Annotated in this window: 21 protein-coding genes; 7 read left to right on the top strand and 14 right to left on the bottom strand. The window is 72.1% G+C overall.

The genetic code is table 11. The features are described 5' to 3' along the window. Positions 1–86 precede the first annotated feature (86 nt). The gene (locus CSIV_RS08520) at positions 87–1,286 is read left to right on the top strand and encodes an MFS transporter (RefSeq protein WP_077051375.1); all 1,200 of its coding nucleotides are present in this window, start codon (positions 87–89) and stop codon (positions 1,284–1,286) included. 72 nt (positions 1,287–1,358) lie between these two features. Here the strand turns inward: CSIV_RS08520 and CSIV_RS17855 are convergent, their stop codons facing one another. Beyond that, positions 1,359–2,225 (bottom strand): helix-turn-helix domain-containing protein, encoded by an 867-nt coding sequence (locus tag CSIV_RS17855; protein WP_083735065.1) that lies wholly within the window; start codon positions 2,223–2,225, stop codon positions 1,359–1,361. Between the two features lie 166 nt (positions 2,226–2,391). Further along, a complete protein-coding gene (locus tag CSIV_RS08510; protein ID WP_077050965.1) occupies positions 2,392–2,766 on the bottom strand; it encodes a hypothetical protein in 375 nt (124 codons plus the stop codon). A 75-nt stretch (positions 2,767–2,841) separates the two neighbouring features. Here CSIV_RS08510 and CSIV_RS08505 point away from each other — a divergent pair, with 75 nt between their 5' ends. Next, entirely contained in the window at positions 2,842–3,588 is a 747-nt protein-coding gene (locus CSIV_RS08505) for a DUF429 domain-containing protein (RefSeq protein ID WP_077050964.1), read from the top strand. A 34-nt stretch (positions 3,589–3,622) separates the two neighbouring features. Here CSIV_RS08505 and CSIV_RS08500 read toward each other — a convergent pair whose 3' ends face one another. Beyond that, a complete protein-coding gene (locus CSIV_RS08500; RefSeq protein WP_077050963.1) occupies positions 3,623–4,375 on the bottom strand; it encodes an SDR family NAD(P)-dependent oxidoreductase in 753 nt (250 codons plus the stop codon). A 182-nt stretch (positions 4,376–4,557) separates the two neighbouring features. On the opposite strand from CSIV_RS08500, the gene CSIV_RS08495 reads away from it, so the two are divergent. Continuing rightward, complete coding sequence (locus CSIV_RS08495) at positions 4,558–4,923, top strand: ArsR/SmtB family transcription factor (protein WP_077050962.1); 366 nt, start codon at positions 4,558–4,560, stop codon at positions 4,921–4,923. An 18-nt stretch (positions 4,924–4,941) separates the two neighbouring features. Beyond that, positions 4,942–5,919, top strand: a complete 978-nt coding sequence (locus CSIV_RS08490; protein ID WP_077050961.1) for an SRPBCC family protein — start codon at positions 4,942–4,944, stop codon at positions 5,917–5,919. Between the two features lie 59 nt (positions 5,920–5,978). Here the strand turns inward: CSIV_RS08490 and CSIV_RS08485 are convergent, their stop codons facing one another. The 3 genes from CSIV_RS08485 to CSIV_RS08475 all read right to left on the bottom strand — a co-directional run bounded on the left by CSIV_RS08485 (position 5,979) and on the right by CSIV_RS08475 (position 8,257). Next, complete coding sequence (locus CSIV_RS08485; RefSeq protein ID WP_077050960.1) at positions 5,979–6,422, bottom strand: hypothetical protein; 444 nt, start codon at positions 6,420–6,422, stop codon at positions 5,979–5,981. A gap of 141 nt (positions 6,423–6,563) precedes the next feature. Continuing rightward, entirely contained in the window at positions 6,564–7,019 is a 456-nt protein-coding gene (gene sufU, locus CSIV_RS08480) for a Fe-S cluster assembly sulfur transfer protein SufU (RefSeq protein ID WP_077050959.1), read from the bottom strand. Next, positions 7,016–8,257, bottom strand: a complete 1,242-nt coding sequence (locus CSIV_RS08475; protein WP_077050958.1) for an aminotransferase class V-fold PLP-dependent enzyme — start codon at positions 8,255–8,257, stop codon at positions 7,016–7,018. Before CSIV_RS08475 ends, sufU begins: the two co-directional genes overlap by 4 nt. A 245-nt stretch (positions 8,258–8,502) precedes the next feature. Here CSIV_RS08475 and CSIV_RS08470 point away from each other — a divergent pair, with 245 nt between their 5' ends. Further along, on the top strand, positions 8,503–8,976 hold the full coding sequence (locus tag CSIV_RS08470; RefSeq protein WP_077050957.1) for a hypothetical protein: 474 nt from the start codon (positions 8,503–8,505) through the stop codon (positions 8,974–8,976). A gap of 209 nt (positions 8,977–9,185) precedes the next feature. Here the strand turns inward: CSIV_RS08470 and CSIV_RS08465 are convergent, their stop codons facing one another. From CSIV_RS08465 to CSIV_RS18360, 8 genes are read right to left on the bottom strand one after another with little or no spacing between them, the layout of a single operon-like run. Further along, positions 9,186–9,857 carry a response regulator gene (locus CSIV_RS08465; protein ID WP_077050956.1) on the bottom strand — a complete coding sequence of 224 codons (672 nt, stop codon included), beginning with the start codon at positions 9,855–9,857 and terminating at the stop codon, positions 9,186–9,188. Beyond that, positions 9,854–12,391 carry a sensor histidine kinase gene (locus CSIV_RS08460; RefSeq protein ID WP_077050955.1) on the bottom strand — a complete coding sequence of 846 codons (2,538 nt, stop codon included), beginning with the start codon at positions 12,389–12,391 and terminating at the stop codon, positions 9,854–9,856. Before CSIV_RS08460 ends, CSIV_RS08465 begins: the two co-directional genes overlap by 4 nt. Beyond that, positions 12,388–12,591, bottom strand: a complete 204-nt coding sequence (locus CSIV_RS08455; protein WP_077050954.1) for a hypothetical protein — start codon at positions 12,589–12,591, stop codon at positions 12,388–12,390. The genes CSIV_RS08460 and CSIV_RS08455 overlap by 4 nt, the downstream gene beginning before the upstream one ends. Positions 12,592–12,609: 18 nt before the next feature. Continuing rightward, on the bottom strand, positions 12,610–13,194 hold the full coding sequence (kdpC, locus tag CSIV_RS08450; protein WP_077050953.1) for a potassium-transporting ATPase subunit KdpC: 585 nt from the start codon (positions 13,192–13,194) through the stop codon (positions 12,610–12,612). An 11-nt stretch (positions 13,195–13,205) separates the two neighbouring features. Further along, positions 13,206–15,350, bottom strand: coding sequence for a potassium-transporting ATPase subunit KdpB (gene kdpB, locus CSIV_RS08445; RefSeq protein ID WP_077050952.1), 2,145 nt, complete (start codon positions 15,348–15,350; stop codon positions 13,206–13,208). Positions 15,351–15,352: 2 nt separating this feature from the next. After that, positions 15,353–17,035 carry a potassium-transporting ATPase subunit KdpA gene (kdpA, locus tag CSIV_RS08440; protein WP_077050951.1) on the bottom strand — a complete coding sequence of 561 codons (1,683 nt, stop codon included), beginning with the start codon at positions 17,033–17,035 and terminating at the stop codon, positions 15,353–15,355. Further along, the gene (gene kdpF / locus CSIV_RS18020; protein ID WP_077050950.1) at positions 17,035–17,115 is read right to left on the bottom strand and encodes a K(+)-transporting ATPase subunit F; all 81 of its coding nucleotides are present in this window, start codon (positions 17,113–17,115) and stop codon (positions 17,035–17,037) included. The genes kdpA and kdpF overlap by 1 nt, the downstream gene beginning before the upstream one ends. Then, positions 17,112–17,282 (bottom strand): hypothetical protein, encoded by a 171-nt coding sequence (locus tag CSIV_RS18360; protein WP_175627576.1) that lies wholly within the window; start codon positions 17,280–17,282, stop codon positions 17,112–17,114. Before CSIV_RS18360 ends, kdpF begins: the two co-directional genes overlap by 4 nt. Positions 17,283–17,510: 228 nt before the next feature. Between CSIV_RS18360 and CSIV_RS08430 the strand changes: the two genes are divergently transcribed. Together CSIV_RS08430 and CSIV_RS08425 are read left to right on the top strand one after the other, a co-directional pair. After that, the gene (locus tag CSIV_RS08430; protein WP_077050949.1) at positions 17,511–17,840 is read left to right on the top strand and encodes a PadR family transcriptional regulator; all 330 of its coding nucleotides are present in this window, start codon (positions 17,511–17,513) and stop codon (positions 17,838–17,840) included. A gap of 1 nt (position 17,841) precedes the next feature. Next, complete coding sequence (locus CSIV_RS08425; protein WP_077050948.1) at positions 17,842–18,201, top strand: DUF1048 domain-containing protein; 360 nt, start codon at positions 17,842–17,844, stop codon at positions 18,199–18,201. The last annotated feature ends 14 nt before the right edge of the window (positions 18,202–18,215 follow it).

Below are 18,215 nucleotides of genomic sequence, written 5' to 3'. Positions count from 1 at the left end.
GCCCCCGCGCGACGCCCCGGACGAATGGTGGGATGCCGCGGACGATCGGTCGGGCGCCCGAGCCCGCCGCCCGCGAGCATCAGAGGATGACCACCACCGCCCCGGTTCCCGTGACCGCGCCGTCCCGCATGAGATACGGCGGACTCGTCGTCCTCATGCTGCTGAGCTTCCTGCTCGTCACCGCCGAGTTCCTGCCGAACGGCGTGCTGACCGAGATGGCCGCGAGCCTCGGGATCAGCCCGGGCCAGGCGGGACAGACCGTCACCGTCACGGCGTTCGCCGGGCTCCTCGTCGCCCCGACGATCGGCATCCTGGTGCCCCGCCTCGACCGGCGTCTGCTTCTGACCGCCGCGGCGGTGGCCGCCGCGATCTCGAGCGTCGTCGTGGCGATCGCCCCGAGCCTCGTCGCGATCCTGGTGGCGCGGTTCCTGCTCGGGGCGGCGATCAGCACGTTCTGGTCGATGTCGATCCTCGCGGCAGCGGCCCTCGCCGCCCCGGGACGCATCGGTCGAGCCGTCATGTTCACCTCGGCGGGTCTGTCGCTGGCCACGGTCGCGGGGGTGCCGCTCGGTGTCGCCCTCAGCGAACTGCTCGATTGGCGGGTCACGTTCCTCGTCGTCGGTGTCGCCACCGCGGTCGTCGGCGTCGCGGTCCGCGCGGTGCTGCCCCCGGTGCCCGCGGTCACGGTGTCGAGCCTGCGGATCCTCGGCGACACACTGCTCCGCCCCGGCACGCTCCTGGGGATGATCGGCCACGTGCTGGTCGTGCTCGGGCACTTCCTCGCCTACACGTACGTACGTCTGTCGCTCGAGCGGATGCCCGGCATCGAGCCGGGAACCGTCGTACTGCTCCTCGCCGCGTTCGGCGTGGGAGGGTTCGTCGGCAACATCGTGATCGGCATCGTCGTGGACCGCGCGTTCGAGCGGCTCGCGGTGGCGGGACCGGTGGTGATCGCCGCGACGATCGCGGTCGTGGTGCTCCTTCCCGGCGCGTTCGCGGCCGTGGCCGTGGCCGTCGCGATCTGGGGCTTCTTCTTCTCGTCGTGGCTGATCATCGTGAACACGTGGGTCGGCAAGCGCATGCCCGATCGTCTCGAGGCCGGCGGGAGCCTCGTCGTCACCGGTTTCCAGCTCGCGATCACGATCGCCGCGGGCGTCGGCGGCCTCCTCGTCGACACCGCCGGGATCGAGACGGTGGATGCCATCGGCATCCTGCTCCTCCTCCTCGGCGCCGCGCTGTTCGGACTGTCGCTGCGGCGGCGGGGCGCGGAGGTGTCTCCCCGTTGAGTGTCCAAGACACGCGGACGCGGCTGCTCCCCGTCCGCGTGTCTTGGACACCGAACCGGGTGCGGCGGGCCGTTACGCCGTCAGCGCCCGCGCGCGCCAGGCGGACGGCGCGATCCCGGTGTGGCGGCGGAACGCGCGGCGGAAGCCCTCGTCGCTGGCGTAGCCGAGGGCGCGGGAGACCTCCGACACCGAGGCTCCCGCGTCCAGCCGCCGCTGGGCTTCGCGGATGCGGACCTCGGTGACGTAGCCGGCGGGGGAGCGTCCCATGGCGTCGCGAAAGCGTTCGACGAACACGGTCCGCGACATCGCGGCGAGGGATGCCAGGTGGTCGATCGTCCAGTCGTGGCCCGGGTCGGCCTCGACCGCGGCGGCGACGCGGGCGAGGAACGGGTCGGCGATCGGCGCGGGCCAGGCCCCGGTCGACGCCCACGCCCGGACGGCCGACAGCAGCACGGAGCGGATCATCGACCGGCACACGACCGTGTCGCCGGGCCGCTCGCAGGACAGCCCGTCCGGGCGGGGCCCGAGGTTGCCGGCCAGCGCCGCGGCGGCGGGCTCGAGCCGCGCGAACCCGGTGACGAGCACGGTTCCGGGGAGGGATGCCACGATCTCCGACGGGGTGATCTCCGCGGTGACGACGATGACCTCGGCGCCGGACTGCGACGAGAGGACGAGCCCGCGGCATCCGAGCGACATCGCCGCGTCGCCCGCGAGGAGCGTGCGACGCCCGCTGACGGGGTGCCCATCACCGGTCGGGGCGTCGACTTCGCAGCCCGACCCGAGGGCGAGGTCGCCCGTGATCTCGCCCGACAGGAGGTACACCAGCGTCGTCGAGCCCGCCGGTAGGACGATGTCGCCGCCGGCGGTGAGGGTGTGGCGCCGGGTCGAGCCGGCGCGGACGTCGAGGGAGGCGAGGGCGCGCTCGAGGGCGTCGGTCATGCTCGGTCGAACCGTCGCGCGCCCCCGCGCATTCCGCGGGCCTGCGTGCCGCGGGTCGGGCGCGGGCGGTTCGCTGTCCACGACACGCGGGTGCCGCGGCATCCCGTCCGCGTGTCTTGGACACTCGACCGGGAGTCGGGGGCTGTGCCGCACCGCGGGCGCGACCTCAGCTCAGGAAGAGCGCGCCGCTGAAGAGGCCGATCGAGATCGACAGCAGGAACGCCGCGACCCCCGCGATGAAGCCGGCGGCGGCCAGCTCGCGCGCCATGCGCGCATTCAGGCTCAGGATGCCGAGCACGAACGACACGAGCGCCAGGGCCCAGATGCCGATCTGGATCCAGAGGAACTGGTCGAGCTCCGCCACGGCGCTGACCGACACCAGGAAGATGTGCCAGCCGACCACGATCACGCCCGTGATGACCGCGAGGATCGACACGACACGCAGGTCGCCGCGCGGCGTCGGGGGTGCGGGGGGCTGATCCCGCGGCGGCACGTGCTGGCCCGGCTCGAGGGAGTCGGGGAGAGCGTCGTCGGCGGGCATGGGTCGATCCTCGCAGGTTCGCCGCCCCCGCGGCGAGAGGGCTGCGATGTCGACGCCCCCGCGTAGCCTGCGGGGATGAGAACGATCGGCGTCGACCTGGCCGCCGGGGTGCCCGGCACCGCCCTCGCCGAGATCGTGTGGTCGGGCGGCGGTGCGCGGCTCGCGCGGCTCGAGGTGGGAGTCGACGACGCCGCGATCGTGGCATCCGTCGGCGAAGGCGCGTGGCTGGGGCTGGACTGTCCGCTCGGCTGGCCCGACGCGTTCGTCGACTTCGTGCGCGCGCACCACGTCGGAGCGGAGCCCGAGCTCGGCCCCGTCGACGGGGGCGCCGACTGGCGTCGCGGCCTCGTCTACCGCCGCACCGACGTCGTGGTGCGCGAGCGCATCGGACGGTGGCCGCTGAGCGTCTCCACCGATCGGCTCGGCGTGACGGCGCTGCGCGGAGCGGGCCTGCTCCGGCGGCTCGCCGCCCGCGGCTTCCCGGTCGACCGCGCCGGGGAGGGGCGTCTGTTCGAGGTGTATCCCGGCGGCGCCCTGCGCATCTGGGGTTTCGACACCAGGAAATACCGGGTGGATGCCACCCGCCGGGCCGACCTGCTCGCCGTGCTGCGGCAGCGGGCGCCGTGGTTCGATGTCGGTCCGCACGCGGCGCTCGCCGTGGCATCCGCCGACGCGTTCGACGCGATGATCGCGGCGCTCTCGACGCGGGCCGCGGCTCTCGGCCGTTTCTCGCGTCCGGGCGCTGACGACGCCGAAGCCGCACGGCGCGAGGGGTGGGTTGTGCTGCCCGAGGGGGAGCTCGAGGAGCTCGCGCGGCCCTGACCCGCCCGGGGTCCGGGCCGCGCGGCATCCGGGATCAGGAGGCGGTGTAGCCGCCGTCGACCAGGTGGTAGCTGCCGGTCACGAAGCTCGCGGCGTCGCTGGCGAGGAACGCGATGAGGTGCGCGACCTCGTCGGGCTTGCCGAGGCGGCCGATGGGGTGCTTGCTGACCAGGAACTCCTTGACGTCGTCACCGACGCCGTCCAGCAGCGGGGTGTCGATGAAGCCGGGGCCCACCGAGTTCACGCGGACGCCCTGCGCCGAGTACTCCAGCGCGGCGGTCTTCGTCATGCCGACGACGGCGTGCTTCGCGGCGACGTACGCGGGCGACGTGGCGAAGCCGACGCTGCCGAGGATCGAGGCGATGTTGACGACCGAGCCGCCGCCGTTCGCGAGGATCGAGGGGATCTGCGCCTTCATGTTGCGGAAGACGGCGTTGAGGTTGATGGCGATGACCTTGTCCCAGGCCTCGTCGGAGTACTCCGCCGTCGGTGCGGCGGCGCCGCCGATGCCGGCGTTGTTCACGCCGATGCGCAGCGGCGCGAGGGTGTTCGCCAGCTCGACCGACGACGCGATCCAGGCGCTGTCGGTGGCGTCGCCGACCGAGGCCTCGGCGGTCCCCCCGGCCGCGCGGATCTCGTCGACGACCGCGTTCGCGTGTTCGGCGTTGAGGTCGTTCACGACCACGGCGGCGCCATTCTGGGCCAGGAGGAGCGCGGTCGAGCGTCCAATTCCGCTGCCCGCTCCCGTCACGATCGCCGAACGGTTCGCTACGTCGTACTGGGCCATGGGTGGCCTTCTTCCCGGGCGGGCGCGGTGCCGGGAGATCTTCTCGGACGGTCCGTCCTCGTCCTTCGACCCTACGCCCGCGCGAGAGGGGTGGATGCGCATGAATGGATGTTGGGCGGGGTGCAACAACGCTGCGCGAGGGGCCTTGCCACCGTTCACCCCTGCTGCTAACGTGCAACCAAATGGTTGAACGAATCGCACCCACCGACACCGACATCGACCGCGTGTTCCACGCGCTGGCCGACGCGACGCGTCGCGACATCGTGCGCCGCACGCTCGTGGCCGAGCAGTCGGTGTCGGCGCTCGCGGCGGGATACGCGATGTCGTTCGCGGCGGTGTCGAAGCACGTCGGCGTGCTCGTCGAGGCCGGACTCGTCCGCAAGCGCGCCGACGGGAGGGAGCGTCTCGTGAGCGCCGAACCCGAGGCCATCGCCCGCGTGCAGCGCCTCCTCCGCTCGTACGAAGACCTCTGGCGAGGACGCATCGACCGCCTCGACGCCCTCCTCGCCGAAGACCCGGATGCCACGGCATCCACCGGACCGAACTGAAAGACGAAGGAGTCCCTCATGCCTGTCACATCCGTCGAGACCGACACCGAAGCGCTCACCCTGACCCTCGTCGCCGACTTCCCGGTCGGCCCCGAACGGCTGTGGGCGGTCTTCACCGACCCCCGTCAGCTCGAGCGGGTGTGGGGTCCTCCCGGGTGGCCGTCGACCTTCGACACGTTCGAGTTCGCCCCCGGCGGCCGGGCGACGTACCGCATGACGTCGCCGACCGGCGAGAACGCGAACGGCTCCTGGGAGTTCCTCTCCATCGACCCGCCGCGCGGATACGAGGTGGTCGACTCCTTCGCCGACGAGAACGGCGAGCCGCTCGAGTCGATGCCGGCGATGCGCATGGCGCTGACGTTCGAAGCGACGCCCGAGGGCTCGCGCCTCACGAGCGTGTCGCGCTTCGCGTCGGCCGAGGCGCTCGAACAGGTCGTGGCGATGGGCGTCGTCGACGGCTCGACCCTCGCGATGAACCAGCTCGACATCGTGGTGCAGGACCTCCGCGACTACGCGCAGGGAAAGGGCACGCAGCTCGAGGTGCTGAGCGACCAGCACGTGCGCATCACGCGGCTCATCGACGGTCCGCGCGACCTCGTGTGGCGCGCGCACACCGATCCCGACCTGATGCGACGCTGGCTGCTCGGCCCCGACGGCTGGCGCATGACGGTGTGCGAGATCGGCGACACCGTCGGCGCGACGTACCGCACCGCGTGGGCACCCAAACCGGGGACCGAGGGCGAGGCCTTCGGGTTCGACGGCGAGGTGCTGTACATCGAGGCGCCGCGGCGCGTCGTCCAGACCGAGCGCATGAGCGGCACCGACTTCCCGTCCACGAAGAACGACCTCTCGCTCTACGAGGAGGACGGCGTGACGCTCCTGACCCTGCTCATCGAGTACCCGGATGCCGCCACCCGCGACATGGTCCTCGCCACCGGCATGATCGGCGGCATGGAAGACAGCTACCGGCGGCTCGAGGGAGTGCTCGTCCGCTGAGGTGCGGCATCCACGGGTCCGTCCGCCAGATCCATGGATGCGGGCTCCCCGGCGCTGTGTCAGGCGGCCGGGGCCGCCCGGCGCACCAGTTCGCGGATTCTCTGCTCGACCTCGGGCGTGACCTCGATCACGGCGTACGAGACGGCCCACATGGGTCCGTCGTCGAGCTGCGCCGTCTCATCGAAGCTCACGGTGCCGTAGCGCGTCTTGAACTTCGAGCCCGGCTGGTAGAACACCACGACCTTGCCGTCCTTCGCGTACGCCGGGAAGCCGTAGTACGTCTTGGGCGAGAGGTGCGGCGCCTCCTCGAGCACGATGACGTGCACGCGCTCCGCGACCGCGCGGTCGGTGCCCTCGAGCTTGTCGATCGCCTCGAGGCAGGCCTCGTTCTCCTTCTCGAGCTTCGCCGCGCCCTTCAGCCCCTTCATGGCCTTGAGCTCCTCGGCGCGCTGCTTCATCGCCGCGCGTTCTTCGTCGCTGAATCCTGCTCCGCTGGCCGCCATGGCATCCGTCCCTTCGACGTCGTCGCTCCGCAGGATAGCGCCGACGACGGCCGCGCCGGGTGGGGGATCCGCGCCGGGTCGGTCAGGACCGACGGGATGCCACGGAGATTGCGCGGATCGCGGAGTTCCTGCCCACACAGGTCAGGCCTGACGCAGGCCTTCCTCCAGCGCGACCCAGGCGAGCATCGCGCACTTCACGCGCGCGGTGTACTTCGAGACGCCGGACAGCGCCGCGGCGTCGCCGAACGTCTCCTCGTCGAGGGGGATCTGGCCGCGCGAGCGCAGTGCCTCACGGAAGCGACCGATCAGCGCCTCGGCGTCACCGAGCGGCATCCCGTCCTCTCCGCCGTCCTCGTCGAGCAGGGCGACGAGCATCGACGCGGACGCCTGCGAGATCGAGCAGCCCGCGCCCTCCCAGCTGACGGATGCCACGCGGTCGCCGTCGACGTCGACCCGCAACGTGATCTCGTCGCCGCAGATCGGGTTGCGCTGGTGCACCGTGGCGCTGTGCGCTCCGGGGTCGGCCAGTCCGAACCCGCGGCGGTTCTTCGAGTGGTCGAGGATCAGGTCCTGGTACAGGGACTCGAGGCCGCTCATGCGTGCACCCCGAAGAAGCTGCGGACACCGGAAACGGCATCCAGGAAGGTGTCGACCTCGTCGGTCGTGGTGTGGACCGCCGCGCTCGCGCGCACCGACGCGGTCAGGCCGAAACGGCGGTGCAGCGGCTGGGCGCAGTGGTGCCCGACGCGGACCGCGACGCCGCGGCTGTCGAGGAACTGCCCCACGTCGTGCGCGTGGACCCCCTCGACGTCGAACGCCTGCAGGGCGACGCGGTCGGCGGCATCCGTGTCTCCGAGCAGACGGATGCCGTCGATCGAGCGCAGTCCCTCACGGAGACGCCGTTCGAGCGCGGCCTCGTGCGCGTGCGCGGCGTCGCGACCAAGAGCGCCGAACCAGCGGACGGCGGCGGCGAGCCCGATCGCCTGCGACACCGGCTGCGTGCCGGCCTCGAAGCGCTGCGGCGGCGGCAGGAATTCGGCCTTCTCGAGCGTGACGGTGGTGATCATGGATCCGCCGGTGGTGAACGGCGGCAGCGAGTCCAGCACGTCCTCGCGGCCCCAGAGGCCGCCGATCGCGTACGGGCCGAAGATCTTGTGGCCCGAGAAGACGGCGAGGTCGACGCCGGATGCCGGCAGGTCCAGCACGAGGTGCGGGGCCGACTGGCACGCGTCGAGGACGGTCAGCGCGCCGACGCTTCGCGCCAGGGAGACGAGTTCGGCGACCGGGTTCACGATCCCCAGGACGTTCGAGACGTGCGGGAAGGCGACGACCTTCGTGCGCGCGCCGATGAGGCTTTCCGCCGCGGCCATGTCGAGCGTGCCGTCGTCGTGCACCGGGATGTGGCGGAGGCGCGCGCCGGTCCGGGCGGCGAGCTCCTGCCACGGGATGAGGTTCGCGTGATGCTCGCTCTCGGTCACCACGATCTCGTCGCCCTCGCGGAGGCGCCCGGCGTAGCCGAGGGAACCGGCGACGAGGTTGAGTCCGGCGGTGGCGCCGGAGGTCCAGACGAGCTGCTCGGGCGTGCCGCCGACGAACTCCGCGACGGCGGCGCGGGCGTCTTCGAACAGTTCCGTCGCTTCGGCGGCGAGCGTGTGCGCACCCCGGTGCACCGCGGAGTTGGCGGTCTCGAGGAAGCCGCGCTCGGCATCCAGGACCGCGCGCGGTTTCTGGCTCGTCGCGCCGGAGTCGAGGTAGACGAGGGGGCGGCCGTCGATCTCGGTGCCGAGGATCGGGAACTCGGCCCGCACCGCGGCCACGTCGAAGGGGAGTGTCACCCCTCCAGGCTACGCGGCGGCGGCCGGGCGCGGGTGGGGCCCCACCCGCGCGGCCCCACCCGCTGACTTCGGCCGAACGTACGCCGGCGGGGTGATCCCGCGTGCATTCGGCCCGAGTCAGCGGAGGGGGTGGAGGGGCGGGGGCGAGGGGCGGGCGGGGCGGCGCCGTGAGGATCGCGGCAGCGGCCGCACGGAAAACGTCAGCGCCGCAGAAGCCCGGCCCCGCGCGGCGTAGACCGGATGCCATGACCCTCACCGCCCTCCTTCCCACCCTGCGCGCGAGCATCCCGGCGCCCTTCGATGCGACCGCATGGCCCGCCGGATCGGCCCCCACGCTCGACGACGTCACCGTCCGCGCGGTGTCGATCGTCCGCTACGCCGACCTCTGCGGCACGCCGTGCGTCTGCACGGGTCCCGCGGTGATCCCGGCGTCGGGAGGGGTGGCATCCGGAATCCACTCGACGACCGTGGTGGTCGCGACGGTGGTGGATGCCGAGGGTCGGGCGCTCCGGATCGACGCGTGCGTCGCGGAACTCGGCGCGGTGTGGCGCGAGGCGCGTCTGCTCGGCCGGGTGTCGCACGCGTACGACGTGGAGTTCGCCGTCGTGGATGCGGCGGGGCGCGCGGTCGGGAGCGTGACCCTGCCGGACGACGTGCGGGGCGGCGACCGCATCGCCTTCCCGTGCCCCGGATGCCACACGGTCGGCGAGGTCCGCTGATGCTCCTGCACTCGATCGTCTACGCCTGCCGCTGCGCCCGCGTGCAGGCCGAGTTCGAGGCCGCGGAGGCAGCGGACCGCGCGCTCGAGCCCCCGACGACCCGATGACTTCGGGCGAGTGCTCGCCCCCGCGCCGGTCTCGCGTACGTTCGCGGCGAGTCAGCGTCTCGGGAGCGGGGCGGCGCCGCACGGCGGGCGGGGGAGCGCGCGCTACAGCACCAGCCGGTATCCCATGCCCTGCTCGGTCAGCAGGTGCGCGGGGGTCGAGGGCTCGGCCTCGAGCTTCTTCCGCAGCTGTGACATGTACAGGCGCAGGTATCCGCTGTCGGCGACCTGCTCGCTGGCCCAGATCTCCTTGAGGAGCGTCTGCCGCGTCACGAGCGAGCCCGGGTTCCGGGCGAGGAACTCCAGCATCCGCCACTCGGTCGGCGTGAGGTGCACGCGCGCACCGGCGCGGGTGACGGCCTTCGCGGCGAGGTCGACCTCGACGTCTCCGAACCGCACCACCGACTCGCCGCTCGACGGCATCGACCGCCGCGCGTGCACCCGGAGGCGCGCGAGCAGCTCATCGATCTGGAACGGCTTGGTGACGTAGTCGTCGGCGCCGGCATCCAGCGCCTCGACCTTGTCGGCCGAGCCGGTGCGCCCCGACACGACGATGATCGGCGCGGTCGTCCACCCGCGCAGCGCCTGGATCACCTGCACGCCGTCGAGGTGCGGCATCCCGAGGTCGAGGAGCACGATGTCGGGATGCGCTTGGGCGGCGAGCGTGATCGCCGCCGCCCCGTCGGCCGCGGCGACGACGTCGTATCCGTGCGCGGCGAGGGTGATCCGCAGCGCCCGCACGAGCTGCGGGTCGTCGTCGGCGATGAGGACCTTCATCGGGTCTCCGTTCGGGGGAGGGATGCCGAGGCCCCGGCGCCGGGAGCCGTCTGATCGGCGACCGGCAGCGCCACCACCATCGTGAGGCCTCCACCGGGGGTGTCCTCGGGCGTGAGGGTTGCGCCCATGCCCTCGGCGAAGCCGCGCGAGAGCGCCAGCCCCAGGCCGAGGCCGACGGTGTTGTCGGTGTCGCCGAGGCGCTGGAACGGCGCGAACATGTCGCCGCGACGCTCGGGTGCGACCCCGGGCCCGTGGTCGATCACGCGGATCTCGGCGACTCCGCCCAGACGGCTCGTCGCCACCCGTGCGCGCCCTCCGGAAGGCGTGAATCGGACGGCGTTGCTGAGGACGTTCACGAGCACTAGCCGCAGCAGCACCGGATCGGCCCGCAGCGGCGGCAGGTCGGGATCGAGCGCGAGCTCGACGTCGTCGGGACCGAGGCCCAGCTCATCCAGCGCCGCGAGAACGACACCGGCAGAATCCACCGGCCCGAGCGACACCGCGAGCACTCCGGCCTGCACGCGGCTGACGTCCAGCAGGTCGGTGACGAGCACCGACAGCGTGGCCAGGCTCTCGTCCGCGGTCTCCAGCAGCTCGCGGCGATCGTCCGCGGAGAGGTGATCGCCGGCGGCGCGCAGGCCGCCGAGGGCGGCGACGGCGGCGGCGAGCGGCCGGCGCAGGTCGTGGCTCACCGCCGAGAGCAGGGCGCTGCGCACCTGGTCGGTCGCGGCCAGCACTCCCGCCTCGGCGGCGGTCTCGGCCAGATCGGTGCGCTCCAGGGCTGCGGCGAGCTGCGCGACGACGACGTCGAGGAGCCGCCGCTCGGTGGCATCCAGGTCTCTGCCGTGCAGTTCGAGACGGGCGCGTCCGTCGCCGACGGGGATCTCGACGCGTCGGCCGTCCCGCACCGGTTCGCCGTCGGTGGCGAGCACCGACCCGTCGGATGCCACGAGTCGCACCCCCGCGAGCCCGAACGCCTCACGGGCACGGGCGACCAGCGCCGGCACCGCGCTCTCTCCGCGCAGGACGCTGCCGGCAACGGTGGCGAGCAGCTCGGATTCGGCGGCGGCGCGGCGCGCGGCACGGGCGCGGCGGGCGGCCTGGTCGACGACGACGCTGACGAGCATCGCGATGATGACGTAGAGCACGAGGGCGATCGCGTGGATCGGGTCGGCGATCGTGACCGTGTAAAGCGGCTGGATGAACAGGAAGTCGAGGGTCAGGCCCGAGAGCACCGCCGCGAAGACCGCGGGCCAGATGCCGCCGATCAGGGCCACGACGACGACGAGCAGCTGGTAGGCGAGGACGTCGGTGGTGATCGACTCGTCGGTGCCCGTGGCGATGAGGAGCCACGACAGCAGCGGGCCGCCCGCGAGCGCCGTGACGAAGCCGAGGATGCGGCGCTTCGCGCTCAGCGCGGGGCCCGTGAGGCGCGGCAGCGCGAACCGTCCGCCCGCGCGCGCGTGGTTGACGATGTGCACGTCGATGTCGCCGGAGAGGCGGATGACGGTCGCGCCGATGCCGGGGCCCGTGAGGGCTGCGCCGAGGCGTCCCCGCCGGCTGACGCCGATGACGAGCTGCGACGCGTTCACCGAGCGCGCGAAGTCGACCAGCGCCGCGGCGACGTCGTCGCCCACGACCTGGTGGTACGTCCCGCCGAGCGCCTCCACGAGGGCGCGCTGCACGGCGAGGGCGCCGGGTTCCTCGGCGCGCAGACCGTCCTGCGTCGACACGTGCACGGCGAGCAGCTCGCCGCCGGCCGAACGCGCGGCGATGCGGGCACCGCGGCGGAGCAGCGTCTCACCCTCGGCGCCGCCGGTGAGCGCGACGACGACCCGCTCGCGGGCCTGCCACGACCCCTCGATGCCCTGCTCGACGCGGTACCGCTGGAGCGCCGAGTCGACCTCGTCGGCGAGCCACAGCAGCGCGAGTTCGCGCAGCGCCGTGAGGTTGCCGAGCCGGAAGTAGTTCGACAGGGCCGCGTCGATCCGCTCGGCGGGATACACGAACCCGGATGCCAACCGGTCGCGCAGCGACTGCGGCGCGAGGTCGACGACCTCGATCTGGTCGGCCGCGCGGACGACGGCATCCGGAACCGTCTCGCGTTGCACCACGCCGGTGATCTTCTCGACGACGTCGCCGAGCGAGGCGATGTGCTGCACGTTGACCGTCGTGATGACGTCGATGCCCGCGTCGAGGAGCACCTCGACGTCCTGCCACCGCTTCTCGTTCGCCGACCCGGGCGCGTTGGTGTGCGCGAGCTCGTCGACGAGGGCGAGCTGAGGGCGGCGGGAGAGCACGGCATCCAGGTCCATCTCGTCGAGGGCGACGCCCCGGTGCGCGACGTCGCGGCGCGGGACGACCTCGAGTCCCTCGGCCTGAGCGGCGGTGGCGGCGCGGCCGTGGGTCTCGACGATCGCGATGACGACGTCGCGGCCGTCCTCGCGGAGCCGGCGCCCCTCTTCGAGCATCTCGTACGTCTTGCCGACGCCCGGCGCCGCGCCCAGCAGCACGCGAAGGTGCCCGCGCTTCACCGGACGCTCCCGCGGTGGTGCGGCTTCAGTGTCCAAGACACGCCGATGCGGCCCGCGGCCAACGGCGTGTCTTGGACACTCAACCTGGGTGCGGGCGCGAACACGACGCCGGACGCGGCCGCGGGCACCGCGCCGACCGCGGGCGCGCCGAACCGCCGCCGCCCGGGGAGGGCGACGGCGGCGGCGGGAAGCGTGCGCATGTCAGCGATTCTCGCGCGTCATCGGGCGTCCAGCGCGCGGTTGAGCTCGAGGACGTTCACGCGCGGGTCGCCGAGGTAGCCCAGGTCGCGCGGCAGCGTGTGCTCCGCGACCAGCGCTTCGACGTCGGAGACCGGGATGCCACGGGCCTCGGCGACCCGCGCGACCTGGCGCTCCGCGTTCGCAACGGAGATGTCGGGGTCGAGACCGGAGGCCGAGGAGGTGACCGCGTCGGCGGGGATCGCGCCGGACCCGTTCAGCGCCTCGAACGCCGCACGGTTCGTGGAGATCGAGTCGATGAGATCCGCGTTCTCCGGCCCGAGGTTCGACCCGGTCGAGGCGGCGGCGTCCCAGGAGGCGGCGGACGGACGCGACTGGAAGTACTGCGGCAGCGCGGTGCCGTCGGCATCCTGGAACGACTGCGCGATCAGCGACGAGCCGACGACGGTGCCGTCCGCGGAACGCACGAGCGAACCGTTCGCCTGGGACGGGAGGGCGAGCTGGCCGATGCCGGTGATGAGCAGCATGTAGCCGACGCCGAGGAGCGCGGTGAAGACGAGCATCGCGCGGACGGCGACGCCGGCGGTACGCAGGGTGGTGCGCATGACGGGGCCTTTCAGAATCCCGGGAGCAGGCTCACGACGAGGTCGATGAGCTTGATGCCGATGAAGGGGACGAGGATGCCGCCGAGCCCGTACACGAGCAGGTTGCGGCTGAGGATGCTCGAGGCGCTCGCCGCGCGGTACTTCACACCGCGGAGGGCGAGGGGGATGAGCACGATGATGACGATCGCGTTGAAGATGATGGCGCTGAGCACCGCGGATGCCGGCGACGACAGCTGCATGACGTTGAGCACCGCGAGTCCGGGGAAGACGCCCATGAACATCGCCGGGATGATCGCGAAGTACTTCGCGATGTCGTTCGCGAGCGAGAACGTCGTGAGCGCACCGCGCGTGATGAGCAGCTGCTTGCCGATCCGCACGATGTCGATGAGCTTCGTCGGGTCGCTGTCGAGGTCGACCATGTTGCCGGCCTCCTTCGCGGCCGACGTGCCGGTGTTCATCGCGACGCCGACGTCGGCCTGCGCGAGCGCGGGGGCGTCGTTGGTGCCGTCGCCGGTCATGGCGACGAGGTTGCCGCCCTCCTGCTCGCGGCGGATGAGGGCGAGCTTGTCCTCGGGCGTGGCCTCGGCGAGGTAGTCGTCGACGCCGGCCTCGGCGGCGATCGCCTTGGCCGTGAGCGGGTTGTCACCCGTGATCATCACGGTGCGGATGCCCATGGCCCGCAGCTCGCCGAACCGCTCGCGCAGGCCGTCCTTGACGACGTCCTTGAGATGGATGACACCGAGCACGCGCCCCTCGCCCGCGGGCGTGAGGGTCGCGACGACCAGCGGGGTGCCGCCGGACTGGGCGATGGCATCCGTCTCCTCCTGCAGCTGCGCGCGCAGCGTCTCGGGAACGGCCGATCCGGATGCCGCGAGCCAGGCGACCACGGCCGACGCGGCGCCCTTGCGGACCTGCGTGCCGTCGGTGAGGTCGAGGCCGCTCATGCGGGTCTGCGCCGTGAACGGCACGGGCTCCGCGCCCCGGGGCATCTCGGCGACGATCCCCTGCGCGGCGGCGAGTTCGACGACCGAGACGCCCTCGGGCGTGGGGTCGGCCTGCGACGACAGCGACGCGTACTCCGCGAGGAGCGGCCCGCCGACGCCCTCAAGAGGGACGAACGCCGACGCGCGACGGTTGCCGTAGGTGATCGTTCCGGTCTTGTCGAGCAGCAGCGTCGTGACGTCGCCCGCGGCTTCGACCGCGCGACCCGACATCGCCAGGACGTTGCGCTGCACCAGCCGATCCATGCCCGCGATGCCGATCGCGCTCAGGAGCGCCCCGATCGTCGTGGGGATCAGACACACGAGCAGCGCGACGAGCACCGGGATCGACACGGGCGACGCGGCGTAGGAGGCGATCGGGTTCAGCACCAGGACCACGACGACGAACACGATCGACAGGCTCGCCAGCAGGATGTTCAGCGCGATCTCGTTCGGCGTCCGCTGCCGCGAGGCGCCCTCGACGAGCGCGATCATGCGGTCGACGAACGTTTCGCCGGGCTTCGACGTGATCGTGACGACGATCCGGTCGCTGAGCACGCGCGTGCCGCCGGTGACGGCGCTGCGGTCGCCCCCGGACTCGCGCACCACCGGTGCCGACTCGCCCGTGATCGCCGACTCGTCGACGGTCGCGATGCCCGCCACGATGTCGCCGTCGCCGGGGATCAGCTGCCCCGCCTCGACGAGCACGACGTCGCCCACCCTCAGGTCGCCCGAGGGCACGTCCTCGGTGGCGGCTGCGGTGGCCAGCGGGTCCGCGGGGGAGTACGCCACGACGCGGCGCGCGGTCGTGGTCGTCCGGGTCTTCCGGAGCGTCGCCGCCTGCGCCTTGCCGCGCCCCTCGGCGACCGACTCGGCGATGTTCGCGAAGAACACCGTGAGCCACAGCCAGATCGCGATGCCCCACGTGAACCCGAACGGCAGCGAGGCGTCGCCGCCGCCGTCGCCGAGGAACGGCTCGGTGAGCGCGATGAGGGTGGTGAGGGCCGCCCCTACCCACACGAGGAACATCACGGGGTTGCGCCACTGCGACGCGGGGTTGAGCTTCTTCGCCGCTCCGGGGAGGGCGGCGACGATCTGCGCGGCGCTGAACGCGCGGCGCGGAGCGACCGGGGTCGGGGCCTCGGCGGGCGCCGGGGCGTGGGTGAGCGTGGACATGGTCAGACGAGTCCTTCGGCCAGGGGTCCCAGGGTGAGGACCGGGAAGTAGGTGAGGGCGGTGACGATGACCGCCACGCCCGCGAGGAGGCCCGCGAACTGCGGGCGGTGCGTCGGCAGGGTGCCGGCGGTGGCGGGGACGGCATCCTGCGCCGCGAGAGAACCGGCCAGGGCGAGCACGAAGACGATCGGCAGGAACCGCCCGAGCAGCATCGCGACCGCGAGGGCCGTGTTGAACCACGGGGTGTTCGCGGTGAGACCCGCGAACGCCGAGCCGTTGTTGTTCGCCGCCGACGTGAAGGCGTAGAGCACTTCGCTCAGGCCGTGCACGCCCGGGTTGAGGATCGAGGTGGTCTCGACGTCGTCCCGGATGCCGGGGAGCGCGAAGCTCAGCGCGGTGCCGGCCAGCACGAGCGTGGGCGTGACGAGGATGTACAGGCTCGCGAGCTTGATCTCGCGCGGCCCGATCTTCTTGCCGAGGTACTCGGGCGTCCGGCCGATGAGGAGGCCGCCGACGAACACCGCGATCACGGCGAGGATCAGCATGCCGTACAGGCCCGAGCCGACGCCGCCGGGCGCGATCTCGCCGAGCATCATGTTGATCATCGGCATCATGCCGCCGAGCGCCGTGTAGCTGTCGTGCATCGAGTTGACGGCACCCGTCGAGGTCAGGGTGCTGGTGGTTCCGAACAGCGTCGAGCCGAAGATGCCGAAGCGCACCTCCTTGCCCTCCATCGCACCGCCGGCGAGCTGCGGGGCCGTCCCGGCGCCGGCGAGCTCGGCCCACGTGAGCAGAGCCGCGGATGCCACGAAGATCGCGCCCATGACGCCGAGGATCGTGTAGCCCTGGCGGTCGTCGCCGACGATCCGGCCGAACGCGCGGGGGAGCGAGAACGGAATCACGAGCATCAGGAAGATCTCGAACAGGTTCGTCCACGGCGCGGGGTTCTCGAACGGGTGCGCCGAGTTGACGTTGAAGAACCCGCCGCCGTTGGTGCCGAGGAGCTTGATCGCCTCTTGGGATGCCACCGGCCCGCCGGGGATCGACTGGGCCGCGCCCGCGAGGGTCGTCGCATCCGTGAACCCGTTCAGGTTCTGGATGACGCCGCCCGTGAGCAGCACGACGGCCGCGACGATCGAGAACGGCAGCAGCAGGCGGTACGTGCCCCGCACGAGGTCGACCCAGAAGTTGCCGATCACGCCGCTGCGGCGATAAGCGAAGCCGCGCACCAGCGCGACCGCGATCGCGATGCCGACAGCGGCGCTCACGAAGTTCTGGACGGTCAGCGCGGCGAACTGCACCGTGTAGCCGAGCGTCGATTCACCCGCGTACGACTGCCAGTTGGTGTTCGTCACGAACGAGACCGCCGTGTTGAACGACAGGGCCTCGCCGGGGGCGTCGAGTCCGAGCGAGAAGGGCAGCAGCGGCTGCAGGCGCATGAGCGCGTAGACGAACACGACGCCGGCGGCGGAGAACAGCAGCACCGACCGCAGGTACGCCTGCCAGGTCTGGGCACCCCGCGGGTCGACGCCGATGAGGCGATAGGTGCCGCGCTCCACGGCGAGGTCGCGCTCGCCGGTGTAGATGCGCGCGATGTAGTCGCCGAGGGGGCGGTAGGCCAGGCCCAGGGCGACGATGAGGGTGAGGCTGGTCAGGACGATGGACCAGGTGGTTCCGGCATCCATCAGAACTTCTCCGGACGGACGAGCGCGACCACGAGGTAGACGATCGCGGCGACGGCGAGGACGGCGGCGAGGATGCTCATGCGGAGTCGCCCCCTCGCTCGGGTGCGGCGGGGGTCTGCGGGCCGCGGCCGGAGGTGCGCGCGGAGGGAGCGCCGGGCTGCGGGCCCAGCTTCTCGACCCCCTGCGCGATGAGCGCGACCAGCGCGAAGAGCGCCAGGATCGCGACGAGGTAGACGACATCGAGCACGATGACTCCAGGTTCGGGAGCTTCCGCGCGACTGCTGTGGCGCGGGCGCCGCAGGGCGGCACGTGTGTCGATGCAACTCCTGTGCGCCGCGGCATCCCGCGATCCTCACGGTTTCCCTACGGCCCGCCCGCGGACGCATACGGGGTGCTTACGACCCAGTACTCGCTCTTGCTAGGTACCAGTACTCAGTGTTACTTTATAGCGGTAGTCAACGTTGAGGAGTACCGCATGGCGAGGCAAGACACCGAAATGCTCAAGGGGGTGCTCGAGGGCGTCGTCCTGGCCGTCCTCTCGCGTCGGCCGGCGTACGGGTACGAGATCACCGCCGATCTCCGCGAGCGGGGGTTCACCGACCTCGCCGAGGGCACGGTCTACGCGATCCTCGTCCGCATCGAGCAGCGGGATCTCGTCGACGTCGAGAAGGTGGCATCCGAGAAAGGTCCGCCGCGCAAGGTCTTCACCCTCAACGACACGGGGCGAGAACAGCTCGCCGAATTCTGGACCACTTGGGGTCTGCTCGCCGATCGGCTCGAGCAGCTCCGCGACGAAGGGAACTGACATGGCCTGGTACGAGAAGATCATCGGCGACCTGGGCGCCAAGAAGCAGTGGCGGGACTACCGGCGCCGCCTCGACGCCCTTCCCGGCCCCTACCGGCAGGCGGGCCGCGCGCTCGAGCGCTACGTGCTCAACCTCGGGCCGAGCGACGACAGCGACGCGCTGATCCGCATGGTGACCGACCTCGCCGACCTGCTCGAGCAGGCCGCCGCGGCCGAGACGCCCATCCGCGACCTGACGGGCGCCGAACCGTCGGTGTTCGCCGAGGAGTTCATGGCGAACTACGGCGACGGCAGTTGGATCGGACGCGAGCGCGCCCGCCTCGCCCGCGCGATCGACGAGGCGGCGCAGTCGCAGGGCTGAGCGCCCTCTCCCGC

This window comes from Microbacterium sp. CSI-V (genome assembly GCF_001984105.1).
In the GTDB taxonomy this organism is placed as follows: Bacteria; Actinomycetota; Actinomycetes; order Actinomycetales; family Microbacteriaceae; genus Microbacterium.
This window is presented reverse-complemented; position numbering and strand designations above follow the sequence as displayed.

Coding starts and splice junctions, on each gene's coding strand:
- CSIV_RS08500 (WP_077050963.1), bottom strand. CDS start 4,375: ATGGCCCAGTACGACGTAGCGAACCGTTCGGCGATCGTGACGGGAGCG.
- CSIV_RS08465 (WP_077050956.1), bottom strand. CDS start 9,857: ATGAAGGTCCTCATCGCCGACGACGACCCGCAGCTCGTGCGGGCGCTG.
- kdpB (WP_077050952.1), bottom strand. CDS start 15,350: ATGTCCACGCTCACCCACGCCCCGGCGCCCGCCGAGGCCCCGACCCCG.
- CSIV_RS08520 (WP_077051375.1), top strand. CDS start 87: ATGACCACCACCGCCCCGGTTCCCGTGACCGCGCCGTCCCGCATGAGA.
- CSIV_RS08485 (WP_077050960.1), bottom strand. CDS start 6,422: ATGGCGGCCAGCGGAGCAGGATTCAGCGACGAAGAACGCGCGGCGATG.
- kdpC (WP_077050953.1), bottom strand. CDS start 13,194: ATGCGCACCACCCTGCGTACCGCCGGCGTCGCCGTCCGCGCGATGCTC.
- CSIV_RS08470 (WP_077050957.1), top strand. CDS start 8,503: ATGACCCTCACCGCCCTCCTTCCCACCCTGCGCGCGAGCATCCCGGCG.
- CSIV_RS08510 (WP_077050965.1), bottom strand. CDS start 2,766: ATGCCCGCCGACGACGCTCTCCCCGACTCCCTCGAGCCGGGCCAGCAC.
- kdpF (WP_077050950.1), bottom strand. CDS start 17,115: ATGAGCATCCTCGCCGCCGTCCTCGCCGTCGCCGCGATCGTCTACCTC.
- CSIV_RS08495 (WP_077050962.1), top strand. CDS start 4,558: ATGGTTGAACGAATCGCACCCACCGACACCGACATCGACCGCGTGTTC.
- CSIV_RS08505 (WP_077050964.1), top strand. CDS start 2,842: ATGAGAACGATCGGCGTCGACCTGGCCGCCGGGGTGCCCGGCACCGCC.
- CSIV_RS08425 (WP_077050948.1), top strand. CDS start 17,842: ATGGCCTGGTACGAGAAGATCATCGGCGACCTGGGCGCCAAGAAGCAG.
- CSIV_RS08430 (WP_077050949.1), top strand. CDS start 17,511: ATGGCGAGGCAAGACACCGAAATGCTCAAGGGGGTGCTCGAGGGCGTC.
- CSIV_RS08455 (WP_077050954.1), bottom strand. CDS start 12,591: ATGCGCACGCTTCCCGCCGCCGCCGTCGCCCTCCCCGGGCGGCGGCGG.
- CSIV_RS17855 (WP_083735065.1), bottom strand. CDS start 2,225: ATGACCGACGCCCTCGAGCGCGCCCTCGCCTCCCTCGACGTCCGCGCC.
- CSIV_RS08490 (WP_077050961.1), top strand. CDS start 4,942: ATGCCTGTCACATCCGTCGAGACCGACACCGAAGCGCTCACCCTGACC.
- kdpA (WP_077050951.1), bottom strand. CDS start 17,035: ATGGATGCCGGAACCACCTGGTCCATCGTCCTGACCAGCCTCACCCTC.
- sufU (WP_077050959.1), bottom strand. CDS start 7,019: ATGAGCGGCCTCGAGTCCCTGTACCAGGACCTGATCCTCGACCACTCG.